We start from the raw sequence: 23,956 nt of genomic DNA, 5'->3' as shown, positions 1-23,956 counted from the left end.
GGGCTGCCGCATGATCAGGCGGTGCGCGAGCTGGGAAGAGCTCGACCTCACCCTCGCGCCGACCGGCGGGCCGGTGGCGTTCTGCGGCGACCTGAGCCCGGAGAACCTGCTCGCGGCCTACCGGGCCGGGCTCTACCCGTTCCCCGCCGCCGATCCGATGCTGCGCGATCTCAACGAGGCGCTCTTCGAGGAGCAGGTCGCGGACGGCCAGATCGCGCTGGTGGGCCGCGAGGACGTCGACCCGTACACGGTCGCCTGGTGGTCGCCGGATCCGCGCCCGGTGCTCCCGGTGGCCGGGATGCGGCTGGGACGCACCCTCGCCAAGCAGGTCCGCAACCGGGCGCCCTGGTCGACCAGCCTCAACCGGGCCTTCGACGAGGTGGTCGAGGCCTGCCGGGACGGTCGCGAACCGCGCTGGCTGACGGGTGAGTTGGTCGACAGCCTGGCGCGGTTGCACGCGTCGGGCTGGGCGCTGAGCGCGGAGGTCTGGGAGGAGGTCACGCTGGTGGGCGGCGTCTTCGGGGTCCGGGCCGGGCCGGTGCTGAGCCTGGACTCGATGTTCCACCGGCGCTCCAACGCCGCCAAGGTCGCGCTCGCCGATCTGGCCGCCCGGTTCGGCCAGGTCGGCGGCGTGCTGCTGGACACCCAGTTCGACAGCCCGCAGACCCGCGGCATCGGCGCCGGACCGCTGCCGCGCACCCGCTACCTCGACCTGCTGCGCGCCACGCCCGACCTCCCGCCCCCGGCCGCGCACCCCCTCCCGGCCCGCCGACTGGCCGGCGGGCCGGGAGACGGACGTGACTAGACGGCCACGACGTTGACCGCGCTCGGGCCCTTCTGGCCGTCCTGGATCTCGAACTCGACGTTCTGGCCCTCAGCCAGCGTCTTGAAGCCGTTGCCCTGGATCGCCGAGAAGTGGACGAAGACGTCCTTGGTCCCGTCCGCCGGGGTGATGAAGCCGAACCCCTTCGACTCGTTGAACCACTTGACCTGACCCTGTATCGCCGCCATGGATGTCCTCGCTCGAGTCCGTGGGCGCGACCGACAGCGGTCGTGCCGCGACGATCATGCCCAGCGAAGTGCCCCGAGAAACGGACCGGTTGCGGCGGGTGCGGTCTGGCGTCTTCTCGCCATCTGTCGCCATCCGGTCACGCACCGTCGGCATCCTGCTAGCATCATGACCATGTCAATCCGTGTATGTCTCTGGCATCCGGTTCGGCCTGGCCGTCAGCGCGGCAGACCCGCCGTACGCGCATCGTCATCTTAGGCACGGCCCGAACGGGACCAATGCCCTTTCCGTCGAACGCCGTTCAGCGGCCGGGCGCCCGGGTGTGCCCGGGTCTCCTCGCTCCCCGCCTTCGCCTGGTTCGGTCCACATCCACTCGTCCCTGCGTCAGCGCGCGGGACGCTGCCCCTAAGGGTTTCGACACACGTGCACGGGTCATCCGATGAAAACGAGGCATCCACCAGGAGCGCGCGGCACGGCCGCAGCACCGTGCGGGCCGGCTGGGGGAGTGGCAAACCCGACATACCGTCAACAGCGCGTCCCCGCAGGGGATACGCGCTGCGGAACTGGCGGATCCGCAGCCGACTGGTGGTGCTGCTGGCGTTACCGGTGCTGGCGGCCACCGTGCTGGGCGGCCTGCGGGTGCAGAGCTCCCTGCAACGCGGCCAGGCTCTCGCCGCGGTCACCGCGACGAACCGGCTGGCCACCGCGGCGACCTCGCTGGCGGACGCGCTGCAACAGGAGCGCGACCTCTCCGCGAGCATCCTGCCGGGCCGGCCCGCACCGCCGGCCCCCGCTGTCGCACCGGCGCCGCCCGCGCCGCCGGTCCCGGTGGACGCCGACGTCCAGGCGGCCCGCGACGCCACCGACCGCGCGCGGGCCGCCTTCGCCACCGTCGTCACCGCCGTCAGGCCCGACACCCTGCCCGGCGGCGACATCGCGCTGCTCGACGTGCAGTCCGGGCTCCAGGAGCTGGCGATGACCCGCCAGGAGGCGTTCGCGCCGACCACCACGGGACGCAGCCCGGTCCAGAAGACCGTGGCCGACTACGACTCGGTCATCCAGAGCGTCATCGGCCTCGGCCAGGACATGGCGCTGGGCACCGGCAACGCGCACATCATCCGGACCGCGCACGCCCTCCAGCAGTTCTCGCTCGCCCAGGACGAGGCCTCCGTGGTGCGCGCGGTGATCGGCGCCGCGCTGGCCGGCCCGGGCGGGCGGCTCAGCCCGGACGACCAGGCGTACGCCGCGCAGGCCGCCAAGAACCGCGAGAGCCTGCTCAACGCGTTCCGCGCGGCCTACGGCAGCTCGGCCGCCGCGCCGCTGCTCGCCTCGCTCACCCACGACTCCAGCACCCTGGAGGCCGACCAGTACGCCCGGCAGGTGCTGGCCGACCCGACGGGCCGAACCTCCGACGGCGAGATGTCGGCCGCCACCTGGACCAGCCTGGCCGGGCGCCGCATCCAGGCCATGAACCAGGTGGAGCAGCACCTGCTCGCCGACATGGACGGCCAGGCGGCCGGCCTCCAGTCGCACACCCAGCGCACCGCCGTGCTCAACGCGATCCTGGTCTCGCTGGTGCTGATGGTCGCGGTGGGCGGCGCGGTGCTGGTGGCCCGCTCGATGGCGCGCGCCCTGGCCCGGCTCCAGCGCGCGGCCGAGGACGTCGCCGAGCACCAACTGCCGCAGCTGGTCATCGCGTTGTCGCAGGCCGAGCCGCAGGAGGTGAACGCCGACGTGAGCCCGATCGGGATCGACAGCACCGACGAGATCGGCCATGTGGCGCGCGCCTTCGACATGGTGCACCGCGAGGCGGTCCGACTGGCCGCCGAGCAGGCGCTGCTGCGAGGCAACATCAACGCGATGTTCACCAACCTCTCGCGCCGCAGCCAGGGCCTGATCCAGCGTCAGCTGTCGCTGATATCCGAGCTGGAGAGCCGCGAGGCCGACCCCGACCAGCTCGCCAGCCTCTTCAAGCTCGACCACCTCGCGACCCGCATGCGCCGCAACGGCGAGAACCTCCTCGTCCTGGCGGGCGAGGACCCGGGCCGCCGCTGGACCCGTCCCGTCCCGCTGGTCGACGTGCTGCGCGCCGCCGCCTCCGAGGTGGAGCAGTACGAGCGCATCGAACTCGCCGCCGTCCCCTCCGCCGAGGTCGCCGGCCGGGTCGTCAACGACCTCGTCCACCTGCTCGCCGAGCTGCTGGAGAACGCCACCTCGTTCTCCAGCCCGCAGACCCGCGTGCGGGTCACCGGCCACGCCCTGCCCGACGGCCGGGTCCTGGTCGAGATCCACGACACCGGGATCGGCCTCAGCCCCGAGGACCTCGCCGAGATCAACGAGCGCCTCGCCAATCCGCCCACCGTCGATGTCGCGGTCTCGCGCCGAATGGGCCTCTTCGTGGTGGGGCGGCTGGCGCTGCGGCACGGCATCCGGATCCAGCTGCGGCCCAGCGACTCCGCCGGGACCGTGGCCCTGGTGATCCTGCCGGCCGACCTCACCCCGGTCGGCGCCCCGCCCGTCGCGGTGCAGGGAACGGCGCCGCCGCTCGGCGGCTACCCCGGTCGGCCGCTGGGCCCGGCGGAGGAGCCGCTCGCCGTCCAGCAGGGCGGTCGTTAGGGCGCAACGCTGCTACGCCGCCGTGGCGCCGCGGACCACGAGGCTGGTGAGCAGCTCGTGGGTGGCCTCGGCCACCGCGTCCACGGCGGCGTCGAAGGCGGCCCGGTTGTGGGCGGCGGGCGCGCGGAAACCGGAGACCTTGCGGACGTACTGCAGGGCGGCCGCCCGGATGTCGTCCTCGGTGACCTCGGGCGTCACGGGCGGGCGGAGGGTCTTGATGCTTCGGCACATGCCTCCAGTCTCCCCCTGGGGTCACTGAGGTGCGGCCAGGCGGGCCGCGCGCAGGGTGAGGTAGTGGCGTTCCGGCAGGCTGGCCGTCCGTTCGGCCGCCGCACGGTAGTTCTCGACGGCCCCCGCCCGGTCGCCGGCCATCTCCAGCAGGTGGGCCCGCGCCACGTACAGGCGGTGGTGCCCCGCCAGCCGCGGGTCCGAATCGACGCTCGCCAGCAGGGCGAGCCCGCGCTCCGGTCCGTGCACCATCGCGGTGGCGACGGCCCGGTTGAGGGTGACCACCGGTCCGGGGGCGATCCGCTCCAGCACCCCGTACAGCGCCAGGATCTGCGGCCAGTCGGTCTCGGCGGCCGTGCGCGCCTCGTCGTGGCAGGCGGAGATGGCCGCCTGCACCTGGTAGGGGCCGACCGGGCCGCGCGGCAGCGCCTCGGTGATCAGCGCGACGCCCTCGGCGACGGCCGTGCCGTCCCACCGGCCGCGGTCCTGGCGGTCCAGCGGGATCAGCTCGCCGTCCGGGCCGGTGCGCGCGGCGCGGCGGGCGTCGTTGAGCAGCATCAGCGCCAGCAGCCCGGCGACCTCGCTGTCCTCGGGCAGCAGCGCGTGCACGGCCCGGGTCAGCCGGATCGCCTCCCGGGAGAGCTCGACGCGCAGCAGGGCGGGACCGGCGGAGGTGGTGTAGCCCTCGTTGAAGATCAGGTAGAGCACCTGCAGGACGCTGGCGAGCCTGGTCGGCCACTCCTCGCGCTCGGGCATCCGGAAGGTGGCACCGGCGGCCCTGATCCGCTGCTTGGCCCGGCTGATCCTCTGCCCCATGGTCGCCTCGGGCACCAGAAAGGCGTGCGCGATCTCGGCCGTGGTCAGCCCCGCCACCGAGCGCAGGGTGAGCGCGACCGCGGACGTCGGCGACAGCACGGGGTGGCAGCAGAGGAAGAGCAGCGGCAGCGTGTCGTCCCGCCCTGCGGCGTCCTCGCTGTCCGCCGCGGGGGCCGACTGCCGGTCGTCGGGCACCCGGCGGGCCACCAGGTCCTCCCGGCGCCGGCGGGCCTGCTCGCTGCGCACCTGCTCGATCAGGCGCCGGCCGGCCACCTGGATCAGCCAGCCGCGCGGATGCTCGGGCACCCCTTCGGCCGGCCACTGGAGGGTCGCGGCCAGCAGCGCCTCCTGGACCGCGTCCTCGGCGTCGTGGAAGTCGCCGTAACGCCGGGTGAGCACGCCGACGACCTGCGGCGCCAGGCGGCGCAGCAGGAGGTCGACGGGCTCCCCGTCCGACGGGATCACAGCTCCCCTTGCGGGGCGGACATCACCTGGCGGACCTCGATCGGCATGTTCAGCGGCGCGCCGCCGGGTCCGGGCGCCGTCGAGACGAACGCGGCGATCTCCACCGCCCGCTCGGCGCTGTCGCAGTCGACGATCCACCAGCCGGCCAGGAACTCCTTGGTCTCGGCGAACGGTCCCTCGGTGACCACGGGCGCGCCGTCGGCCCCGGCGCGTACGATCCGGGCGGTCGCCGGCATCGCCAGGCCCTGCGCGTCGACCAGCTCCCCGGCGGCGGTCAGCTTGCGGTTGGCGTCCACCATGAAGGCGATGTGCGCCTGCACCTCCTCGGGCGACCAGGTGTCCATCGGGGGGATCGCGTCCGCCATGTCCTGGCTGAACTGCATCAGCAGCATGTACTTCATGGCCCTGCTCCTCGTCTTCGGCGCCCCCTGCGGGTGCTCTCACCGTTCAGTAGAAGCAGCGTGCGCGATTTCGACATCCGCAGCGGGACTTTTTGCAGCCGGTTCGGTCAGGCCTCCGAATGGGCGGCGGCGCGGCGCTGGCGCTTGCTGAGGGCCGCCTGGGAGAGGTCCTCGGCCTGCGACTTGAGGTTCTTGTAGCCGTAGCCGCGTGCAGCCAGCCAGGTCTGTGCCGCGGCCTCCGCGCGCTCGACGGCCTCCAGGATGTCCTCCTCTGCCTCGCCCGAGTCCAGGAACCGGAAGCTGAAGAACGGGCGGGCGGTGAGGTCGTAGCTGAGGTGGCCCTCGGGGGTGAAGGCCGCGTGCAGGACGTCGTGCTCCGGCGCGGCGGCCAGGAGTTCGGCGCGGTGCTCGGTGGTGAGGCCGTCGAAGGCGCCGCGGACGGTGACGCGGAAGGTGCGAGTGCTCATAACCGGACCCTAAGCAGTCCGGGACCTGCGGTTCCACCGGATTTCCGTTTACCGATCCCTGCTGCGGTTAGGTGGTTCGTATGAGCAGATTTGTGCTGACCATCCCGGGAACCTTCAAACGCCCGCTCACCGCCCAGGCCCGGCAGCGCCTGCTGAACGCGCTGCGAGGCGTCGACCCCGACGAGGTGGGCACGGTTCCGCCGGACCTGGACGTGCTCACCGCCGACGAGGGGGACACCCGGTTCGTGCTGCGGGTGGAGGTCACGGCTGACGACAGCCGCGCGGCGGAGGGTCTGGCGATGGCCGTCGCGCTCACCGCGCTGGCAGCGGCCGACTACCCGGCGGACGACGTCTGGATGGGCGACCCGGTGGTGACGGCGATCGACGTGGGCTAGCTGCTCGGGTCGGGCGGCGGCACGGGGTACGGATCGGGGTCGGGACGGGGTTCCGGTGGCCACGGCGGGACGGGCTGCGGTGGTGGCATCGGGGGAAGCGGTCCGGGGTCGGGCGGTAGCGGGCCGATGTCGGGGTCGAGGGGGACGGGGACGGAAGCCATGATCGTTCGCTCCTCCCAAGGTGGTTGAACGGGCGCCGCACTCGCGCGCCTACCCGTACCCGTACGACTTATCCGGCCCCTCGGCGCGTCGGCCCCGCCGGGCCGTCGCGGCTCGGTCGAATGGGAGCCGCACGGCACTCGCGACACGTGAAGGGACCCTCCCATGCGTCACCTGCGTCGACTCCCCACCCTGGCCGTGGTGGTGTCTCTGCTGGCCGGTACCGCGGCGCTGGCCGCCCCGGCCGCCCTCGCCGCCGCCCGGCCGCTGCCCGCGCCGGCCACCCAGTACTGCGCGACCGTCGCCGGGCACCAACTCGACGGCCGCGCACACTCGATGCTGCTCGGCAAGGCCTGCTCGGCGCTCTCCCGCGCATGAGCGCCTGAGAGCCTGGGCGCAGCTGCTCAACTCCGGTCGGCGTCACCTCCGGTGGGCAGCAGTTCCCTGATCAGCTCCATCACCGAACTGTCCGTCAGGGTCGTGACGTCACCGAGCTCGCGGTGCTCCGCGACGTCCTTGAGCAGGCGCCGCATGATCTTGCCGGAGCGGGTCTTCGGCAGCTCCTGGACGATCAGGACCTGCCGGGGGCGGGCAATCGGGCCGATCTGCCGGGCGACGTGCTCCCGCAGCGCCGCAGCGGTCTCCTCCGGACCGGCCTGCGGCTCCTGGGAGGTGCGCAGGATCACGAAGGCGACGATGCCCTGGCCGGTGGCCGGGTCCGAGGCGCCCACCACGGCCGCCTCGGCCACCCGCGGATGGGAGACCAGCGCCGACTCCACCTCGGTGGTGGAGATCCGGTGGCCGGACACGTTCATCACGTCGTCGACCCGGCCGAGCAGCCAGATGTCGCCGTCCTCGTCCTTCTTGGCGCCGTCCCCGGCGAAGTACACGCCGGGGAAGCGCGACCAGTACGTCTCGCGGTAGCGCTCCTCGTCTCCCCAGATGGTGCGCAGCATGGCGGGCCACGGCTCGGTGAGCACCAGGTAGCCGCCGGAGCCGGCCGGTACCGGCTGCCCCAGGTCGTCCACTACATCGGCGCTGATGCCGGGCAGCGGGCCGAGCGCGGAGCCGGGCTTGCAGGTGCTCAGACCCGGCAGCGGGCTGAGCATCTGGGCGCCGGTCTCGGTCTGCCACCAGGTGTCCATCACCGGGCAGTGGTCGCCGCCGATGTGGCGGCGGTACCAGATCCAGGCCTCCGGATTGATCGGCTCCCCGACCGAGCCGAGCAGCCGCAGGCTGGACAGGTCGAATCGGTCCGGGAACTGCTCGCCCCACTTCATAAAGGTGCGGATCGCGGTCGGCGCGCAGTACAGCTGGGTGACGCCGTAGCGCTGGACGATCTCCCACCAGCGGCCCTGGTGCGGGGTGTCGGGCGTGCCCTCGTACATCACCGAGGTGGTCCCGTTGGCCAGCGGCCCGTACACGATGTACGAGTGACCGGTGACCCAGCCGATGTCGGCGGCGGTCCAGAAGACGTCCTGCTCCGCCTTGATGTCGAACACCGCCCAGTGCGACCAGGCGACTTGGGTCAGGTAGCCGCCGCTGGTGTGCAGGATGCCCTTGGGGCGGGCGGTGGTGCCGGAGGTGTACATGATGTAGAGCGGGTGCTCGGCGTCGAACGCCTGCGCCTGGTGCTCGGGGGACTGACGGTCCACCACCTCGTGCCACCACACGTCGCGGCCCTCGGTGAACGCCACCGGCGCACCGGTGCGGCGCACCACCAGGACGGTCCGGACGTCCGGGCAGCTGGCCACCGCCTCGTCCACCGCCGGTTTCAGGGCGGCCGCTGCGCCTTTGCGGAAGCCGCCGTCGGCCGTGATCACGACCCGGGCGTCGCAGTCCAGGATCCGCCCGCGCAGCGCCTCGGCCGAGAAGCCGCCGAACACCACCGTGTGCGGGGCGCCCAGCCGGGCGCAGGCGAGCATCGCGATCGCGGTCTCCGGGATCATCGGCATGTACAGCGCCACCCGGTCGCCGGCCCGCACGCCCAGCTCCACCAGGGCGTTGGCGGCCCGGCAGACCGCGTCCTTGAGGTCGGCGTAGGTCAGCGTCCGACGGTCACCGGGCTCGCCCTCCCAGTGGAAGGCGACCCGGTCGCCGTGACCGGCGGCCACGTGCCGGTCCACGCAGTTGTACGCCACGTTCAGTCGCCCACCCACGAACCAGCGGGCGAACGGTGCGTTACTCCAGTCCAGCACCTGCGACCACGGCTGCTCCCAACTGAGCCGGTGGGCCTGCTGCTCCCAGAAGGCCAGCCGGTCCTCGGCGGCCGCCCGGACGGTGTCGGCCGTGGCGTTCGCGGTCTTCGCGAGTCCGGGCGGGGGCGGGAAGCGGCGGTTCTCGTGCAGCAGGTTGGACAGCGTCTGCTCACTCATGCCGGGGCCGTCCTCACCGCGGCGCCCGGGCCAGCGGCCAGGTCGGCAGCACGGTTCTGCGCCAGGTGCCGTTGGTGACGATCGCCAACGAGGCGTACCAGGCGACCACCGCCGTCACCAGGCCCGCCCACCCCCCGACCTTGGTCATGGTGGTCGACTGGTTGAGCGCGCCGATGGTCAGGAAGAGGAATGTCAGGCTCAGGGTGACGAAGACCGCCAGCACCGAGACGCTGGTGCGCAGAGCCGCCAGTGTCATGTACACGGTGAAGACCGTCCAGGCCAGCAGGTAGACACCGGTGGCCTGGTAGGCGTGGGCCGGCGCCAGCCGGGGCGCGATCACGCCGACATAGGCCGCGAACGAGAGCCAGAATGCGCCGAAGGAGGAGAAGGCGGTCGCGGCGAAGGTGTTGCCGCGGCGGAACTCCCACATTCCCGCGAGCAGTTGGACGAGTCCGCCGTAGAACAGCGCCAGCGGGAGCACCACGCGCTCGACGGAGACGTTGATCAGACCGGCGTTGAAGCAGCTCAGCACGAACGTGGTCATGGCGAAGGCCGCCAGGCCCAGTGCGCCGGGGTCCGCGATGGCGACCGGCGCCGATCCTGCTGGTCCTGCCGATCCCGCCGGGGTGAGGCGGGAGGGGGGTTGCGATTCCGGTTGTTCAAGGTCGGCCATGACAGGGTCCTTTCCATGACGGCCGACACCGCATCCTTTCGCTTGCCCGGCCGCGGCGTTGTTACACCTCGGCTCGGCCCGCCTCAGCCGTGCGGCTGCTCGGACGCCGCGCCCGCGTGCGCGTCTTGCGCGTCTCCCGTATCGTCCGCGCTTCCCGCTCGCAGCCCGGCCAGCTCCCGCTCCAGCTCGGCGACCCGGGCCTCCAGCCGCTGGGCCTGCGCGGCCGCGTCGCGGTAGGCGTCCTTGTGGCGCTTGGCGACGTCCGAGAGGGTGTCCACCCGGTCCGCGAAGGCGTCCCGCTCCGCCGCGATCGGCCCGGCCACCTGGAATGCCACCGTCCCGGCGATCCAGTCCGCCCACTCGTTGATCCGCTGCCGGCCCGCGGCGCCGTGCAGGGTGGCGTCCTGGAGGCCGTCGAGCATGGCCGGACGGATGGCGTCGGCGATGCGCTGCGGTAGGCCGGGCTGCTTGGTCACAGCTGCTCCTGGGTGACGTACGGGCGGTGCGGAGAAGCCGATCTTCCCACGTCGCAGCCGTGCGCCCGCTCGCGGCCCGTGCCCTCGGGAGACTCAGTCGGCCCACACCCGTGCCAGGCAGCGCTGGGGGCGCGGGAGCTGCGGATCGGTGAACGCGGTCCTGCCGTGCAGGACCACCGTGTTGTCCAGCAGCAGCAGGTCGCCGCGACGCAGTTGTAGCCGCACGACCATGCGCGGGTCGGCCAGAACCTCGTCGAAGGCGTCCAGCGCGGCCGTCCGTCCGGCCGAGAAGGGCACGCCCGACTCGTGCCGGCCGCGCCCGATCCAGTACCTGTTGTACTGCACCCGCATGCTGCCGGCCGTCCTGCGGAAGACGGGGTAGATCCGCTCGAAGCCCGGTCCGCGGCCGAAGTTGAAGTCCTGGTAGAGGTGCTGGAGGACGGCCGGCCGCCCGGCCAGCAGCTGGTCGTGCACGGCGTGGCCGCTGACCAGCAGCGACTCACCGCCATGCAGCGCCGGTCGGATGCACAGCAGGGCGAGCAGGCGCGGTGGTCCGGGGAACCCCGCCCGGTCCGTGTGCGGGCCCAGCTCCGAGGAGCCTGCCGCGCCCGCGTCCACCAGATGGTCCCTGCGGGCGCCGCAGTCGTGCGGCCGGACCCGGCCCACCCGCGCCACCAACCGCCGGCACAGCTCGGCGCACTCCTCGTCGTCCAGACCGTCCAGCTCCACGCCCCGCACCACCGCCACCCCCGGGCCGCTTCGCAGACACCGGTCGACCCGGGCGACCAGGTCCACCGCCGTGGGACCGAGTACCCAGTCCTCCTGCTTCAGCCCATCACGGTCCCACGCCGTGGCTCCCCCGACAGCGGTCTGCTCCACCATCCGACCTCTCCTCTCCCCGGCTCGAGTACCAGCTATGACACGCGTGAATCTCCGCACGGTAGGGCGCGGCGCGGGGGCGCACGGAGCACCATCGGAGGAACACTCGGCCGTGCCTGCGGCTGCGTGCCCCGGGCCGGTGCCACGATCAGGGCATGCCGATCCCCACCGAACCGCCGCCGATCGGGCGGGACCACCGCTGGCAGGCGCTCGCGGTCTGCCTGGTCGCCGGGTTCATGACCCTGCTGGACGTGAGCATCGTCAACGTCGCGCTGCCCTCGATCCGCAGCGGGTTGCGGATGTCGGAGAGCGGCCTGCAGTGGATCCTCTCCGGCTACGCGCTGACCTTCGGGCTGGCCCTGGTCCCCGCCGGGCGGCTCGGCGACGCGCGCAGTCGGCGCAGCGTCTTCATGACCGGTCTCGCCCTGTTCACGGCCACCAGCGCGCTGGCCGGCGCCGCGCAGAACGAGGCCTGGCTGGTGGGCGCCCGGCTGCTCCAGGGGATGGCGGGCGGGCTGCTGGTGCCGCAGGTCTCCGGCTTCATCCAGCAGCTGTTCCGCGGCGCCGAGCGCGGCAAGGCCTTCGGCCTGCTGGGCGCCACCATCGGGCTGTCCACGGCGGTCGGCCCGTTGCTGGGCGGGCTGCTGATCGAGGCGTTCGGCGCCGAGCAGGGCTGGCGCTGGGTCTTCTACGTCAACCTGCCGATCGGCCTGCTCGCCCTCCCACTGGCCTTCCGCCTGCTGCCACCGCCACCCGCGCGCGAGTCGGCGGAGCGCCGGCGCGGCGACTTCGACCCGCTCGGCGTGCTGCTGCTCGGCCTTGGCACCGTCCTGCTGCTGCTCCCCTTCGTCCAGGAGCAGCAGTGGCCGGGCGCCGCCAAGTGGCTGCTGGTCCCGGCCTCCGCCGTCCTGCTGGCGGCCTTCGTGCTCTGGGAGCTGCGCTACGCCCGGCGCGGCGAGCCGCTGGTCAACATGCGGCTCTTCGAGGCCCGTTCGTTCTCGCTGGGCACGCTGCTCTCGCTGGTCTACTTCGCCGGATTCACCGCGATCTTCTTCATCTTCACGCTCTACCTGCAGAACGGCCTGCACTACAGCGCGCTCTCGGCCGGCCTGGCGATCACCCCGTTCGCTCTCGGCTCCGGAGTCGCGGCGGCGATCGGCGGCCGGGTGGTGACCCGCTTCGGCCGGCCGCTGGTGGCGGTGGGCCTGCTGCTGGTCGTGCTCGGCCTGGCAGCCGCAGCACTGGCTGTTCACCTGTGGTCGGGCCCGTCGGTCGGCTGGACCACGCTGGGACCGCTGCTGGTGGCCGGGATCGGCAGCGGCCTGGTGATCTCGCCGAACCAGACGCTCACCCTCAGCGAGGTCCCGGTCAGCCGGGCGGGCAGCGCGGGCGGGGTGCTCCAGACCGCCCAGCGGATCGGGTCGGCGGTGGGCATCGCCGCCGTCGGCTCGGTCTTCTTCTCGCGGATCGCCTCGGACGCCGGCGACTGGGCCGAGGCCTTCGAATGGGCGCTGGCGGTGGCGGTCGGATTCATCCTTCTCGCTCTGCTCACCACCCTGCTGGACGTCTTCGGCGGCCCCCGCGAACCCCAGGCGCCCGCGCCGACCCCCGTTCGTACGGACGACCGCGCCTCGCAGTAAAGTCCGTGCGGGGGGTGTCAGATGGAGAGGTCCCGAGTCCTGTTGCTGGACGCGGCTCCGGGGGAGTTGCTCGGCAGGGAGCTGGAACGGCTGCTCGGCCACGGGCTGGCCGTCACGCTGAACCTCCGGCGGGTGGCCGACCGGGCCGGGGCGCGCGCCGCGTGGGCGGACCGGGTGGACTTCACCGACTTCGACGCCTTCGACGAGCACGCCCTGCTCGCCGAGGTGCTCCGGGACGGGCGCGGCTATCACGCGGTCAAGTCCCGGGCCGGCGTGCCGCTGCGCGCCGCCTTCCTCGCGGCGGCGAGCGACGCCGCGCTGACCCACCGGCTGCGCGTGGTCGGCCGGGCCGGGGCGGGCACCGACCACGTCGACCTGGCGGCCGCCGCCCGCTGCGCAGTCGTCGTCACCCACACCCCGGGCTCCAACGCCAACGCCGTCGCGGAGTTCGCCCTGGCCCAGCTGCTCGCGCTGACCCGGGATCTTCCGTCGCACAACGAGGCTGCACACCTCGGCAGTTGGCGCATGCCGACCGCACCGGCGAGGGAGCTCTCCGAGCTGACCCTGGGCATTGTCGGGCTGGGCCGGATCGGCCTGGCGCTGGCCCGGCGGGCGATCGCCCTGGGCATGGACGTCCAGGGCCTCGCGCGGCGCCCGGCCGACGCCCAGGTGCCGCCGGCCCACTCCCTCGCGGACCTGCTCGCGAGCAGCGACGTGGTCTCCCTGCACCTGCCGCTCACCGCGCAGACCCGGCGGCTGATCGGACGGGCGGAGCTGGCGCTGATGCGCCCGGGGTCGATCCTGCTGAACACCGCGCGCGGCGGCATCGTCGACGAGCAGGCACTGGCGGACGCGCTCAGCGACCCCGCCCACCCGCTCGCCGCAGCCGCCGTCGACACCTTCGAGCACGAGCACGCCGCCTTCGCCTCGCCGCTCTTCGGCCTGCCGAACGCCCTGCTCACCCCGCATGTCGCCGGGATGACCAGGAGCGCCATGGCGACGGCGGCCGTCCGCTGCGCGGACCACATCGCGGCCCTGCTGGCCGACCGCCCGAGCGGGGTGCCGGTGGCATCAGCGGTGGGCTAAGCGGTGGGCTGGTTGACGGTCCACCGCTGAAGCGCAGAGCCGGTGTCGGCCTGCTGGGTGACCGCCGCCAGGTTCGCGGTGGACGCCGTCGTCAGCAGCAGGCCACTCTGGACGTTGGCGAGGGTGTAACCGCCGCCGGCCGGGGTGACGGTCCAGTGCTGGTCGGCGGAGCCGGTGCACGTCGACTGCACGACCGCCGCGCCGGCGGCGGTGGAGCCGCCGCTGACGTCGGCGCAGAGTCCGGACACGCCGTTGACCAACTGGTAGGAGCCGTCGGCCTGCTGGGTGAACGTCCACTGCTGGTTCGCGCCGCCGTGCAGCAGCCAGGTGATGAGCTGGGTGCCGGGCGCGGTCGCGCTGGCCGGGTCGTCCAGGGCCTGGCCGGAGGTGGTGAGGGTGTGCGTGCCGCCGAGGGTCGCCGACGTGTCGTGGAAGACCTCGAACTCGTAGAGCGAGTAGCCCCAACTCGTGCCGCGTGCAATGCCGTTCATGCGGATGTAGCGGCCCGAGCCGGTGAAGCCGGTCAGCGTCTCGGTGCCCCCGGTCCCGTTCGTCCTGGTGTACACGGTCGTCCAGGTCGTGCCGTCGTTGGACATCTGTATCTGGTAGTTCTTCCCGTAGGCGGCCTCCCAGGCCAGCACCGCGCGGTTGACGGTCTGGACCGAGCCGAGGTCGACCTGGAGCCAGGTGGGGTCGACGTAGCTGCTGGACCAGCGGGTGCCCAGGTCGCCGTCGGTGGCGTTCACCGCGGGGAAGTTCGGCGTCTCGATGCTGGAGGCGGTGGTGGGCCTGCCCTGGGCGAGGTCGCCGGCGATGGTCGCGGCCGGCCAGAGCGGGTTGCGCCCGATCGCGTCCATGATCGGGACGAACGCGGCGTACGTCGACACCGGCTTGGCGGAGCCCCACGTCATCTGCGCCAGGTCCCGCAGCGGGTACTTGAGGGCGGCCGCGGTCTGGTCGACGGTCTCGGCCGTCGGTGTGTCGCACCAGACGTGGATGAGTGAACCGAGGTTCCTGGAGGGGTCGTTGATGGTGGCCGAGTTCTGGAACAGGTCCGTGTTCCACGACTCGTACATCCACGTGGTGTCGGGCTTGGCGCCGCCGTAGACGTAGTAGGTGGGGGTCCAGGACTCGTTGGCGACGGTGTGTCCGGCATCGATCAGCTGCTGGGGCGTCAGGCCGTAGTTGTACCAGTACTCGACGATGATGTCGGCGTTCGGGGCGATGGTGCCGTCGCCCGCGGCGATCCCGTCGTTCCACATCCGCATCGTCTTGCCGCCCGCGCGCACGATGCCGTCGGCCCAGTTGACGAACCCGTAGTAGATGTCCTTGGCGGTCGCGTTCGCACCGTAGTTGGCGCGCGCGTAGGCCAGCAGCTGCGGGTAGGACGTGTAGTCGGTGACGTACTCGTCGGCGCCCAGGTGCCAGTACGGGGACGAGGTGAACAGCGGTAGGTACTCGTTGATCAGGTCGCTCATCAGGGAGCGGGCACCCGGTATCGACAGGTCGATGTAGCTGCTGCTGACGTTCCCGGCGGAGTCCCTGAGCCGGTAGTCGTGGCCGATCGCCAGCTCACCGCTGAGGATGGCGTCCATGTGCCCGGGCATGTCGATCTCCGGGATGATCTGGACGTGGTACGCGTTGCCCAGCGCGATGATGTTCGCGATGTCGGCCTTGCTGTAGTGCTGCGCGGACGTGATCTCGGGGTGGGTGGTGCTGGCCAGCCGGAAGCCGAAGGTGTCGGACAGGTGCAGGTGGAAGTAGTTCATCTTCAGGTAGGACATGTCGCGGATCTGGTTCTCGATCCAGTCGACGGGGAAGAAGTTGCGCCCGGTGTCGATCATCAGCCCGCGCTCGGGCTTGGTCGGCGAGTCGGTCGCGGTCCCGGCGGCGATGGTCGGGCTCTGGTGCAGGAGTTGGAGCACGGTGCGGGTGCCCCAGAACTCGCCGGTCGAGGACGCGCCCTGGATCGAGATGCTCGACCCGACCGTCATCTTGTAGCCCTCGGTGGGCAGCGTGCTCGCGCCGAGCGTGAGCGCGATGTCCCCAGCCGCCGCGGCGCCCTGGACGACCGCGACCGTGCGGCCCTCCAGCGCGGTCAGGTCGGCGGCGAAGGTCTGCGCGTCACCGGTGATCTGGGCGGCGTAGGCGGGGTCGACGACGACCCGGCTGCCGGCGCTGAACGTGAACGAGCCGGTTCCGGCCGTCCAGTTGCGCAGGGCGGGGACGGTGGTCGGGGCAGCGGTGGAGGCGGCGGTTGCGGCTTTGGCGGGGGCGGCGGCGGTCACGACGGTGACCGCAGGGGCCGCGACGGCCAGCGCCGCGGCGAGCAGGAGTCTGAGGATTCGCATGGCCTACCCGGTTTCGGAGGGAGCTGTGCCTGAATGTGCAGACTGTGCGTGCCCGTGCGTGGTCTAGACCGATCTGGCGGGGTAATGGGCAGTATCGAACACGGGAGCGGCCATGACAAGAGTGCGGACCGCATAGCATGAACGGCTTTCAGAAGTCTTCTTTTCAGCGATAATTCAGAGATCCACTTGTCCTGACTCTCCGTCAGCTGCCAGGCTGCTGCCTGGCGATCACGAATCGCCGCAGCTTCGGCTCGTGCGAGGAGTTCGCCATGGCAGTTCGGAAGCACCTGCAGCCCGACGGCACGCTCCGTACCCCGCAGGAGGTGTGGGGTACGGAGTTGTACTACTGGCGGCACACCGTCCGGGGGATCTCGCAGCCCGCGCTCGCTCGCAGGGTGCACTGCGACGCGTCGTACATCAGCCGCTTGGAGGGCGGGTCGCGGACCCCGACTCCGAAGTTCACCGCGCAGCTGGACGTCGAGCTCGACACGGGGGGTGCGCTCGGTCGTCAGCTGGAGTATCTACAGAGCGCCCTGAGCGACTACCACCTGCGCTGGTTCCGGGGATACGCCGAGATCGAGGGCAGGGCGGCGGTGATGCACGAGTGGCATCCGTTCTACATGTCCGGCCTGCTCCAGAGCGAGGAGTATGCCCGGGCTCTGTTCGCGAACCGAGGGCATTCGCCGGAGCGAGTGGCAGAACTGACCGTGGCGCGGATGAGCCGTCAGGAACGGCTGTACGGCCCGGACGCTCTGGTCCTCACGGTCGTCATGGACGAGGGTGTGCTCCGCCGTGTGGTGGGCGATCCAAGTCTGATGGCACGTCAGCTTCGTCATGTGCTCAAGGTCTCGACCCTCCCCAACGTCACCGTGCAGATTCTGCCGAGAGACGTGGGTATGAGCGCGCCAGCCAGCTTGATGACGTTCCTGGAGATGCCTAACCGCTCCAGGTCGTTCTACACGGAGAGCCTGGACCGGGGGTACGTCACCGAGGACCTCGCAGAGCTTGCGCAGCACTGGAAAGATTATGATCGGGTGAGGGCTCAGGCCCTGTCAGTTCCGCAGTCCCGCCTCCTCATTCGCAGCATCATCGGAGAGCTGATGAACACGAAGACAGCACAGCAATCCGTCGCTCCTGCGTCTCTCTCCTGGTTCAAGGCCAGCTATTCGGCGGATGGTAACGGCGCCTGCATCGAAATCTCCGCCGACCTGCTCGCCACCAATCAGGTCCCGATCCGCGACAGCAAGGATCCCAACGGCCCCAACCTCCTCTTCCCCGCCGATGCCTTCGCCGCCTTCCGTGCGGCCGTCGTCGCGGGCGAGTTCGCCGACGGGGAGCGGTACGTCATCTAGCGGTAGCTGTACCGGATCTTGGCGGTGCCGTGGGCGCCGAGGCGGTCGTAGAAGTGCTGCGCACGGGTGTTCCACTCAGGCGTCTGCCACTGCACGGGGAGGCCGTCCGCCTCGGCGATCACGGCCTCGATCAGCCGTCGGCCGTGACCGCCACTGCGGTGCTCCTCTGAGACATAGAGGCAGTCCAGGTGGACGTATTCGGAGCCGGCCCAGGTGGAGAACTCCCGGCTCCAGGTGGCGTATCCGGCCAACTCGCCGTCCGGCGCGGCCAGTACCAGGGCGGCGAGCCGCGGGGCCGCGCCGAACAGCGCGGGGTACAGCCGGTCGGCGAGGTCCGGCGCGACGGGTTCCGAGCGTTCGTAGCGGGCGTGGTCGGCGCAGAGGGCGGCCAGTGCGGGCAGGTCGGCGGGGGTGGCGCGGCGGATCAGCATGCGTCCATGGTCATCCGCGCGGCCCCTCCGCCGACAGGGCGATGACCGCCAGCGACCGGGCATTTCCTGCCAGGGGATCCGCTGTGCGGGGGAATTCTCGGCGGGTGGCCGCAGCCATTGCGCGCAGAACGTCGGCTCGGCGCGAGGGTGGTGATCGACAGCCAGTCGGATCACCGCCCCTGGAGGCACCCCGTGCGCAGCATCCCGGTTCGGCGGGTGGCCGTGCCGCTCGCCGCCGTCCTCGTCGCACTGCTCCTGACGGGGTCCGGCGCGGCGCCGCGCAGCCCGTCGGGATCGGGGCTCTCCGCCGACCTGGACCGGCTGCTCGCCGACCCCAGGCTGACGGGCGCCGCAGTCTCCGCCTTGGTCACGGACGCCGCCACCGGCGAGGTGCTCTACCAGCACGCGCCTGCGGCGCTGCTGCTCCCGGCCTCCACGCTGAAGACCGTCACGGCGGCGGCCGCGCTCGACCTGCTCGGCCAGGACCACCACTTCACCACCGAGGTGCTGACCGCCGGTCCCCGCACCGGCGGCACCCTCGGCGGTGACCTCGTGCTACGCGGCGGCGGGGACCCCAGCCTGCTGCCTGCCGACCTGGAGGCACTGGCCGGTCGCGTTGCCGCGTCCGGGATCACCGAGGTGTCCGGCAGCGTCCTGGCCGACGCCTCGCGCTACGACGACGTTCCGCTGGGCGCGAGTTGGGCCTGGGACGACCAGGCCGCCTACTACAGCCCGCAGATCTCGGCGCTCACCCTCACCACCGACAGCGACGACGACGTGGACAGCGTCCGGCTCGTGCTGACCCCCGACGCGTCGCCGGGACGGCCGGCGGCGGTGCAGGTGATCCCGCCCGACGCGCCGGTGCGGGTCAGCGGGCGGGTGGACACGAGCGCTGCGGGCGGCGACAACACCGTCCAGGCGGACCGGCGGCCGGGCGCCAACGAGATCGTGCTCTCCGGCAGCCTCCCAGCGGGCAGCACAGCGACCGAGTGGGTGGCCGTCGACGACCCGGCCCGGCTCGCGGCCACGGTCTTCGCGGCGGCGCTGGCCCGGCACGGCGTCGCGGTGCGGGGCGGGGTGCGCGAGGGGCAGGCCCCTGCCGACGCCGTCGCGGTGGCTGCCCACGACTCGGCGCCGCTCTCCGCCCTCCTGGTGCCGTTCCTCAAGCTCAGCAACAACGGCATCGCCGAGCACCTGGTCAAGGAGATCGGCCGGGTGCGGTCGGGGTCCGGTAGCTGGGCCGCCGGGCTCGACAAGGTCCGGGACTTCCTCCAGCGCAGCGGACTGGAGACCACGCCCGCCCGGCAGGTCGACGGTTCGGGTCTGTCGCGGCAGGACCTGATGACCACCTCGCGCCTCGACGCGCTACTGCGCTTCGCCCGAGGGCAGGCCTGGTTCCCCGCCTGGTACGACGCGCTGCCGGTGGCCGGCGACCCGCGCCGAATGGTCGGCGGCACGATGACCGACCGCCTGCGCGGCACCGCGGCCGAGGGCCGGGTGCACGCGAAGACCGGGTCGATGACGGGCGTGGACGCGCTGGCCGGCTACCTGGACCGGGCGGACGGGCACACGCTCGCCTTCAGCATCCTGTTCAACAACTTCGTCGGCCCGAGCCCGCGCCCGGTCATCGACGCCTTCGTACTCCGGCTCGCCTCCGACCGTGCGGTTGATCCAACAGCCTCCCCGACCACCGGAGTTCACCGCTCCACCCACGACTGGGAAGCCGCCCTCGGGTGAGGGTCAGGCGATATCCGGGAGGGCCTGCCAGTCCTGCCAGGAGAGGTCGCGTCCGACGTACCGCGGGCGTTCGAAGGGCCAGGCCTCGGCGATCCACTGCGGGACGAGGGCGTCCAGCGCGTGCTGGAGGTCGGTGCCGACCTGGTCGTCCACCACCCACCAGGAGATCTCGGCGTCGGCGCCGGCCTTCTCCGGCGGGTCGATGTAGACGCAGCCGAGCAGGGCCGTGCCGGCGTCGTCGAACAGTGCGTAGTTGAAGGACTTGTGGGCCGCGATCTCGACCTCGTGCCGCACCAGATCGTCCCGGTCCTGCTCAACCGTCATCGTCGCCGGCGGCCAGCCCCACGCCTCGCCGTAGATGGACCACAGACGCTCCCGCGAACCCATGACGGCCGGGTAGTCGAGCTCGGTGTCGGCGCCCGTGATCGGGCGCAGGTGGTGGCCGCCGGGCAGTGCCACGCGGCCGGGATGGACGAAATCAGCAGGTAGCCAGGTCATGGGCCGGAGGCTAGCTGATCACCCACCACCCCGCACCCGGTTAAACCGCTTGCCCCTGACCCGAACTGAGCCGTGCACTCCACGGATCGCCGAGCCGGCAGGACATGGGCCGCACAGTCGATCGACCCGCCCGGCAGACTCGGGTCGTCCACGTGGATATCGTCCAGATCAGTCCTGCCGTGGTTGGTCAGGCGGTACCGCACGCCCACCTCGTCGCCCGAACGGATCAACGGACCGGGGCCCTCATCGACGCGTTCGGTGTTGACGAGGACCGTCATCTCCAACCCGCCGTCACAGACCCCACCGAACGGGACGGCGCGCCACGAGTCGGCCATGGTCGGCACGCTCACTCCCCGCCGCCGGCGGTCAGTGGGTCCTGGTGAACAGCAGGGAGGCGTTGTGTCCGCCGAAGCCGAAGGCGTTGGTCAGGGCCGCGTCGAGCGCGGTGCGGCGCGGGTGGCCGGTGACGACGTCCAGCTTCACGCGCGGGTCGAGCTGGTCGACGTTGCTGGTGGCGGGGACGATCTGCTCGCGCAGGGCGAGTACGGCGGCGATGGCGCCGAGCGCGCCCGCCGCGCCGAAGAGGTGCCCGGTCATCGACTTCGTCGCCGTGACGGCCGGGTGGACGCCGATGGCCTCGGCGATCGTCTGCGCCTCGGTGAGGTCGCCCAGCGGCGTGGAGGTCGCGTGGGCGTGCACGTGCCCGACGTCGAGCGGCTGCACGCCGGCCGTGGCCAACGCCAGCCGGATGGCGCGCAGTTGGCCGTCGGGGTGGGCGGCGGTGATGTGGTGGGCGTCGGAGGTGACGCCCGCGCCGGCCAGCGTCGCGTGCACCCGGGCGGCCCGGGCGGCGGCGAAGTCGGCGCGTTCCAGTACCACCAGGGCGGCGCCCTCGCCGATCACGAAGCCGTCCCGGTCCACGTCGAACGGCCTGGAGGCCTGCTGCGGCGCATCGTTGCGGGTGGAGTGGGCCTTGGCCTGGGCGAATCCGGCCATCGGCAGCGGGTGGATGCAGGCCTCGGTGCCGCCCGCGACGACCACGTCGGCCCGGCCGAGCCGGATCAGGTCCAGGCCCATCGCGATCGCCTCGGCGCCGGAGGCGCAGGCGCTGACCGGGGTGTGCGCCCCGCCGCGGGCGCCGAGTTCGATGCTGACCCAGGCGGCGGGGCCGTTCGCCATCAGCATCGGCACGGTGTGCGGGGAGACCTTCCGCACGCCCGAGGCCTCCAGGATGTCGTCCTGGCCCAGCATGCTCAGCGCGCCGCCGGTGCCCGTCCCGATCACCACGGCCAGCCGCTCGGGCTCCACCTCCGGGCGTCCGGCGTCCGCCCACGCCTCCCGGGCGGCGATCAGCGCGATCTGCTCGCAGCGGTCCAGGCGGCGGGCCTGCACCCGGTCGAGCACCTCCGTCGGCTCGACCCGCAGCCGTGCCGCGATGCGGGTCGGAAGGCCGGCCGCCCACTCCTCCTCGATCGCGCTGATCCCCGATTCGCCGGCCAGCAGGCCGGCCCAGGTCGAGGGGACGTCGCCCCCGAGCGGCGTGGTCGCGCCCAGGCCGGTGACCACCACGTGCACGCTGCCGTCCGTCATGTCGAGATTCCCCCATTGTCGTAGAGAGCCACAAGGACACGCCTCCGTCCGCGGGTCGCGGGGAGGCGTTGTCCGGCTGTCAGCGACTCTGCCAGGGGAGTAACCCGCCGTCAGATGCTGGGAGCACTCGATTGCACGGGCCCGGAGTTGTGGGGTCTCCACAACTCCGGTGTGCGCGTCAGCCCTGCGCGGGGGTGTCACCGGGGGCGGTGTGCGGCAGGTGGGTGGCGGGAATCGTGCCCAGCCGACCGGCCTGGTAGTCCTCGATCGCCTGGCGCAGTTCGGCCTCGGTGTTCATCACGAACGGGCCGTAGTGCGCGACCGGTTCGCCGATCGGCCGACCGCCGAGCACCAGCACCTCCAGGTCCGGCATACGGCTGTCCTGGTGCTGAGCGGCGGCCAGGGTCAGCAGGTCGCCGGGGCCGTACAGGACCAGCTGCCCGGAGTGGATGGGACGGGCCTCGGCCCCGGCCGTGCCCTGCCCGGCGAGCACGTACACCAGCGCGTTGAAGTCCGGCCGCCAGGGCAGCACCAGCTGCGCGCCCGCGGTGACGGTCGCGTGGATCATCGTGATCGGCGTGAAGGTGGAGCCGGGGCCGTCGTGCCCGGCCACCTCCCCGGCGATCAGGCGGACCAGCGCACCGCCGTCGTCGGAGGCGAGCAGGACCGCCTCGCGGCCCTCGATGCTCTGGTAGCGCGGCGGGTTCCACTTGTTGGCGCTGGGCAGGTTCACCCACAGCTGGATGCCGTGGAACAGCCCGCCGGAGGCGACCAGGTGCTCGGGCGGCGCCTCGATGTGCAGGATGCCGCTGCCGGCCGTCATCCACTGGGTGTCGCCGTTGGTGATGACACCGCCGCCGCCGTTGGAGTCGGCGTGCTCGAAGATCCCGTCGATCATGTAGGTGACGGTCTCGAAGCCGCGGTGCGGATGCCAGGGGGTGCCTTTGGCCTCCCCGGGCGCGTACTCGACCTCGCCCATCTGGTCCAGGTGGACGAAGGGGTCGAGATCGCGGGTACTGACGCCGGCGAAGGCTCGCCGGACGGGAAACCCCTCACCCTCGAACCCACTGGGCGCGGTGGTCACCGACCGCACCGGTCGCTGGACCAGTGCGGCACTGTCGGGGCGGGGGATGCGGGGGAGGGCAAGCGTGTTCTGGACGGTGACTGCGGGCATCGGACTCTCCTTCGGAAGCCGTTCCCGGACCTGTTGTCATGGTACGAGAGAACATCCGTTGAAGATTGAACATTCCCGAGCGTTCAGTAGTAGCGCGGGTCAGCCAGTGGCGGAGGTGGCGGCGGCGGCGATGGTGTCCCGGTAGAGGCCCAGGAGCGGCGACTTGACGTACGGGTTGCCCGCGCTGCCGCCCTCCTCGGTGAGCTTCGTGTCGAGCTCGTCGGCGTTCGGCAGGTCGCTGCTGGCGATCACCGCCAGTTCGTCGTAGTCGCGGCTCGCGCCGGTCGTGCTGTGGCTCGGGTCGAGGTCGACCACGGCGTAGGCGGTGCGGCCGGCGTGGAGGGGGTAGCCGGGTGCGCCGCCGGATCCGTTCGGTACGGACGGCTGGACGTTCTCCGCCTGGCCGTTGCCGACGTTGATGGTGCTGGCCTTCTCGATGGCCACCAGCGGGTAGGCGTCGAGGCCGCAGGCGGTGCTGCCGGTGTCGGTGACCTCGATCAGCCGTCTGGTCGCGCCGAGTTGGGCGTCGTACACGGTCTTCAGGCTGAGCTGGTCCATGGCGCAGGGGTGCTTGGCGGCGTAGGAGTCGCTGGTGGCATCGGAGTTGCCGGGGCTGGTGGGGAGGGTGGTCGGCGTGCTGGTCGGCCGGTGCGAGGAGCTGATCGGAGCGGTGGACTGCGGAGCGTGGGACCCTGCCCCCGCGGGTGCCACCGGAGTTGCGGCGGACGACGGGGACGAGGAGACCGTTCCGCTCCCGCCCGCGGCGGCGGTCGAGCCGGAGCCGTTCGGGCCGTCGCAGGCGGTCAGCGCGAGGGTGGTGGCAGCCGCGAGCAGGGCGAGCGAGAGGATGCGGCGGCGGTTGTCGGTGCTGGTCGTGGCCATGGGGTCCCCCAGGAAGCGTGCGTGGAAGCCGGTGTCGTCCCCGTATCCCTCAACACGGCTGCTCGCTACGACCGGTTGCCGCCCCGGAGTAACAACCGCTGTTACAGAGGGACGGCACGTCGGGGCGGGGGCGCGGCGGCGGGCCCCGGCCCCCGGCGCTCCGGGAGCGCGCGGGGCCGGGGGGCCCCCACGCGCGCGAGAAGGGGGGGGCGGGGGCCCCCGCGCCCAGAAGGAGAATTTTGGACAGAAAACCCAA

24 protein-coding genes are annotated in these 23,956 nt (G+C 72.1%); 8 read left to right on the top strand and 16 right to left on the bottom strand.

All coding sequences use genetic code 11. The features are described from left to right. Positions 1-10: 10 nt before the first annotated feature. Positions 11-805, top strand: coding sequence for a leucyl/phenylalanyl-tRNA--protein transferase (locus P3T37_RS06735; RefSeq protein ID WP_280722517.1), 795 nt, complete (start codon positions 11-13; stop codon positions 803-805). Here P3T37_RS06735 and cspC read toward each other — a convergent pair. Continuing rightward, the gene (cspC, locus tag P3T37_RS06730) at positions 802-1,011 is read right to left on the bottom strand and encodes a cold shock-like protein CspC (protein ID WP_280722516.1); all 210 of its coding nucleotides are present in this window, start codon (positions 1,009-1,011) and stop codon (positions 802-804) included. The two genes, P3T37_RS06735 and cspC, sit on opposite strands and share 4 nt — an antisense overlap. 586 nt (positions 1,012-1,597) lie before the next feature. Between cspC and P3T37_RS06725 the strand changes: the two genes are divergently transcribed. Further along, the gene (locus tag P3T37_RS06725; protein WP_280722515.1) at positions 1,598-3,625 is read left to right on the top strand and encodes a nitrate- and nitrite sensing domain-containing protein; all 2,028 of its coding nucleotides are present in this window, start codon (positions 1,598-1,600) and stop codon (positions 3,623-3,625) included. Positions 3,626-3,637: 12 nt separating this feature from the next. Here the strand turns inward: P3T37_RS06725 and P3T37_RS06720 are convergent, their stop codons facing one another. The 4 genes from P3T37_RS06720 to P3T37_RS06705 form a co-directional block, all read right to left on the bottom strand. Continuing rightward, positions 3,638-3,856 carry a DUF2277 family protein gene (locus P3T37_RS06720; RefSeq protein WP_280722514.1) on the bottom strand — a complete coding sequence of 73 codons (219 nt, stop codon included), beginning with the start codon at positions 3,854-3,856 and terminating at the stop codon, positions 3,638-3,640. Positions 3,857-3,877: 21 nt separating this feature from the next. After that, positions 3,878-5,134 (bottom strand): sigma-70 family RNA polymerase sigma factor, encoded by a 1,257-nt coding sequence (locus P3T37_RS06715; RefSeq protein WP_280722513.1) that lies wholly within the window; start codon positions 5,132-5,134, stop codon positions 3,878-3,880. Next, positions 5,131-5,535: a YciI family protein gene (locus tag P3T37_RS06710; RefSeq protein ID WP_280722512.1), complete on the bottom strand. Its 405-nt coding sequence runs from the start codon at positions 5,533-5,535 to the stop codon at positions 5,131-5,133. Before P3T37_RS06710 ends, P3T37_RS06715 begins: the two co-directional genes overlap by 4 nt. Positions 5,536-5,642: 107 nt before the next feature. Beyond that, on the bottom strand, positions 5,643-6,002 hold the full coding sequence (locus P3T37_RS06705) for a DUF6204 family protein (protein ID WP_280722511.1): 360 nt from the start codon (positions 6,000-6,002) through the stop codon (positions 5,643-5,645). A gap of 80 nt (positions 6,003-6,082) precedes the next feature. Between P3T37_RS06705 and P3T37_RS06700 the strand changes: the two genes are divergently transcribed. Next, positions 6,083-6,397 carry a hypothetical protein gene (locus P3T37_RS06700; RefSeq protein WP_280722510.1) on the top strand — a complete coding sequence of 105 codons (315 nt, stop codon included), beginning with the start codon at positions 6,083-6,085 and terminating at the stop codon, positions 6,395-6,397. Positions 6,398-6,721: 324 nt separating this feature from the next. Continuing rightward, positions 6,722-6,934: a hypothetical protein gene (locus P3T37_RS06695; protein WP_280722509.1), complete on the top strand. Its 213-nt coding sequence runs from the start codon at positions 6,722-6,724 to the stop codon at positions 6,932-6,934. Positions 6,935-6,960: 26 nt separating this feature from the next. Here P3T37_RS06695 and acs read toward each other — a convergent pair whose 3' ends face one another. The 4 genes from acs to P3T37_RS06675 form a co-directional block, all read right to left on the bottom strand. Next, entirely contained in the window at positions 6,961-8,931 is a 1,971-nt protein-coding gene (gene acs / locus P3T37_RS06690) for an acetate--CoA ligase (protein ID WP_280722508.1), read from the bottom strand. A 13-nt stretch (positions 8,932-8,944) separates the two neighbouring features. Then, positions 8,945-9,604, bottom strand: a complete 660-nt coding sequence (locus P3T37_RS06685; RefSeq protein ID WP_280722507.1) for an acetate uptake transporter — start codon at positions 9,602-9,604, stop codon at positions 8,945-8,947. Positions 9,605-9,687: 83 nt separating this feature from the next. Further along, a complete protein-coding gene (locus P3T37_RS06680; RefSeq protein ID WP_280722506.1) occupies positions 9,688-10,080 on the bottom strand; it encodes a hypothetical protein in 393 nt (130 codons plus the stop codon). 93 nt (positions 10,081-10,173) lie between these two features. Further along, positions 10,174-10,962 (bottom strand): TauD/TfdA family dioxygenase, encoded by a 789-nt coding sequence (locus P3T37_RS06675; RefSeq protein ID WP_280722505.1) that lies wholly within the window; start codon positions 10,960-10,962, stop codon positions 10,174-10,176. Between the two features lie 152 nt (positions 10,963-11,114). On the opposite strand from P3T37_RS06675, the gene P3T37_RS06670 reads away from it, so the two are divergent. Together P3T37_RS06670 and P3T37_RS06665 are read left to right on the top strand one after the other, a co-directional pair. Then, positions 11,115-12,599 carry an MFS transporter gene (locus P3T37_RS06670; RefSeq protein ID WP_280722504.1) on the top strand — a complete coding sequence of 495 codons (1,485 nt, stop codon included), beginning with the start codon at positions 11,115-11,117 and terminating at the stop codon, positions 12,597-12,599. Positions 12,600-12,620: 21 nt separating this feature from the next. Then, entirely contained in the window at positions 12,621-13,685 is a 1,065-nt protein-coding gene (locus tag P3T37_RS06665) for an NAD(P)-dependent oxidoreductase (RefSeq protein WP_280722503.1), read from the top strand. Here the strand turns inward: P3T37_RS06665 and P3T37_RS06660 are convergent. Further along, positions 13,682-16,036: a family 20 glycosylhydrolase gene (locus P3T37_RS06660; protein WP_280722502.1), complete on the bottom strand. Its 2,355-nt coding sequence runs from the start codon at positions 16,034-16,036 to the stop codon at positions 13,682-13,684. The two genes, P3T37_RS06665 and P3T37_RS06660, sit on opposite strands and share 4 nt — an antisense overlap. Positions 16,037-16,305: 269 nt before the next feature. On the opposite strand from P3T37_RS06660, the gene P3T37_RS06655 reads away from it, so the two are divergent. After that, entirely contained in the window at positions 16,306-17,388 is a 1,083-nt protein-coding gene (locus P3T37_RS06655) for a Scr1 family TA system antitoxin-like transcriptional regulator (protein ID WP_280722501.1), read from the top strand. Here the strand turns inward: P3T37_RS06655 and P3T37_RS06650 are convergent. Continuing rightward, positions 17,385-17,819 (bottom strand): GNAT family N-acetyltransferase, encoded by a 435-nt coding sequence (locus P3T37_RS06650; protein WP_280722500.1) that lies wholly within the window; start codon positions 17,817-17,819, stop codon positions 17,385-17,387. The genes P3T37_RS06655 and P3T37_RS06650 overlap by 4 nt on opposite strands. Positions 17,820-18,011: 192 nt before the next feature. On the opposite strand from P3T37_RS06650, the gene dacB reads away from it, so the two are divergent. Then, on the top strand, positions 18,012-19,556 hold the full coding sequence (gene dacB, locus P3T37_RS06645; RefSeq protein WP_280722499.1) for a D-alanyl-D-alanine carboxypeptidase/D-alanyl-D-alanine-endopeptidase: 1,545 nt from the start codon (positions 18,012-18,014) through the stop codon (positions 19,554-19,556). A 3-nt stretch (positions 19,557-19,559) separates the two neighbouring features. Here the strand turns inward: dacB and P3T37_RS06640 are convergent, their stop codons facing one another. The 5 genes from P3T37_RS06640 to P3T37_RS06620 all read right to left on the bottom strand — a co-directional run bounded on the left by P3T37_RS06640 (position 19,560) and on the right by P3T37_RS06620 (position 23,700). Continuing rightward, positions 19,560-20,054 carry an N-acetyltransferase gene (locus P3T37_RS06640; RefSeq protein ID WP_280722498.1) on the bottom strand — a complete coding sequence of 165 codons (495 nt, stop codon included), beginning with the start codon at positions 20,052-20,054 and terminating at the stop codon, positions 19,560-19,562. Next, positions 20,051-20,398, bottom strand: a complete 348-nt coding sequence (locus tag P3T37_RS06635; protein WP_280722497.1) for a hypothetical protein — start codon at positions 20,396-20,398, stop codon at positions 20,051-20,053. Before P3T37_RS06635 ends, P3T37_RS06640 begins: the two co-directional genes overlap by 4 nt. Before the next feature lie 22 nt (positions 20,399-20,420). Then, entirely contained in the window at positions 20,421-21,644 is a 1,224-nt protein-coding gene (locus P3T37_RS06630; RefSeq protein ID WP_280722496.1) for a beta-ketoacyl-ACP synthase II, read from the bottom strand. Positions 21,645-21,822: 178 nt separating this feature from the next. Then, complete coding sequence (locus P3T37_RS06625) at positions 21,823-22,818, bottom strand: pirin family protein (protein ID WP_280722495.1); 996 nt, start codon at positions 22,816-22,818, stop codon at positions 21,823-21,825. Between the two features lie 99 nt (positions 22,819-22,917). After that, the gene (locus P3T37_RS06620) at positions 22,918-23,700 is read right to left on the bottom strand and encodes a DUF4232 domain-containing protein (protein WP_280722494.1); all 783 of its coding nucleotides are present in this window, start codon (positions 23,698-23,700) and stop codon (positions 22,918-22,920) included. Between the last annotated feature and the right edge of the window lie 256 nt (positions 23,701-23,956).

Origin of the sequence: Kitasatospora sp. MAA4 (assembly GCF_029893355.1) — a bacterium.
Classification (GTDB): domain Bacteria; phylum Actinomycetota; class Actinomycetes; order Streptomycetales; family Streptomycetaceae; genus Kitasatospora.
This window is presented reverse-complemented; position numbering and strand designations above follow the sequence as displayed.

What these genes read in the sequence shown, in the direction of transcription:
- P3T37_RS06630 (WP_280722496.1), bottom strand. Translation starts at nt 21,644, where the DNA reads ATGACGGACGGCAGCGTGCACGTGGTGGTCACCGGCCTGGGCGCGACC.
- P3T37_RS06675 (WP_280722505.1), bottom strand. Translation starts at nt 10,962, where the DNA reads ATGGTGGAGCAGACCGCTGTCGGGGGAGCCACGGCGTGGGACCGTGAT.
- P3T37_RS06695 (WP_280722509.1), top strand. Translation starts at nt 6,722, where the DNA reads ATGCGTCACCTGCGTCGACTCCCCACCCTGGCCGTGGTGGTGTCTCTG.
- P3T37_RS06625 (WP_280722495.1), bottom strand. Translation starts at nt 22,818, where the DNA reads ATGCCCGCAGTCACCGTCCAGAACACGCTTGCCCTCCCCCGCATCCCC.
- P3T37_RS06735 (WP_280722517.1), top strand. Translation starts at nt 11, where the DNA reads ATGATCAGGCGGTGCGCGAGCTGGGAAGAGCTCGACCTCACCCTCGCG.
- P3T37_RS06705 (WP_280722511.1), bottom strand. Translation starts at nt 6,002, where the DNA reads ATGAGCACTCGCACCTTCCGCGTCACCGTCCGCGGCGCCTTCGACGGC.
- P3T37_RS06710 (WP_280722512.1), bottom strand. Translation starts at nt 5,535, where the DNA reads ATGAAGTACATGCTGCTGATGCAGTTCAGCCAGGACATGGCGGACGCG.
- P3T37_RS06670 (WP_280722504.1), top strand. Translation starts at nt 11,115, where the DNA reads ATGCCGATCCCCACCGAACCGCCGCCGATCGGGCGGGACCACCGCTGG.
- P3T37_RS06620 (WP_280722494.1), bottom strand. Translation starts at nt 23,700, where the DNA reads ATGGCCACGACCAGCACCGACAACCGCCGCCGCATCCTCTCGCTCGCC.
- P3T37_RS06660 (WP_280722502.1), bottom strand. Translation starts at nt 16,036, where the DNA reads ATGCGAATCCTCAGACTCCTGCTCGCCGCGGCGCTGGCCGTCGCGGCC.
- P3T37_RS06640 (WP_280722498.1), bottom strand. Translation starts at nt 20,054, where the DNA reads ATGACCTGGCTACCTGCTGATTTCGTCCATCCCGGCCGCGTGGCACTG.
- P3T37_RS06665 (WP_280722503.1), top strand. Translation starts at nt 12,621, where the DNA reads ATGGAGAGGTCCCGAGTCCTGTTGCTGGACGCGGCTCCGGGGGAGTTG.
- acs (WP_280722508.1), bottom strand. Translation starts at nt 8,931, where the DNA reads ATGAGTGAGCAGACGCTGTCCAACCTGCTGCACGAGAACCGCCGCTTC.
- P3T37_RS06685 (WP_280722507.1), bottom strand. Translation starts at nt 9,604, where the DNA reads ATGGCCGACCTTGAACAACCGGAATCGCAACCCCCCTCCCGCCTCACC.
- P3T37_RS06650 (WP_280722500.1), bottom strand. Translation starts at nt 17,819, where the DNA reads ATGCTGATCCGCCGCGCCACCCCCGCCGACCTGCCCGCACTGGCCGCC.
- P3T37_RS06655 (WP_280722501.1), top strand. Translation starts at nt 16,306, where the DNA reads ATGGCAGTTCGGAAGCACCTGCAGCCCGACGGCACGCTCCGTACCCCG.
- cspC (WP_280722516.1), bottom strand. Translation starts at nt 1,011, where the DNA reads ATGGCGGCGATACAGGGTCAGGTCAAGTGGTTCAACGAGTCGAAGGGG.
- P3T37_RS06720 (WP_280722514.1), bottom strand. Translation starts at nt 3,856, where the DNA reads ATGTGCCGAAGCATCAAGACCCTCCGCCCGCCCGTGACGCCCGAGGTC.
- P3T37_RS06700 (WP_280722510.1), top strand. Translation starts at nt 6,083, where the DNA reads ATGAGCAGATTTGTGCTGACCATCCCGGGAACCTTCAAACGCCCGCTC.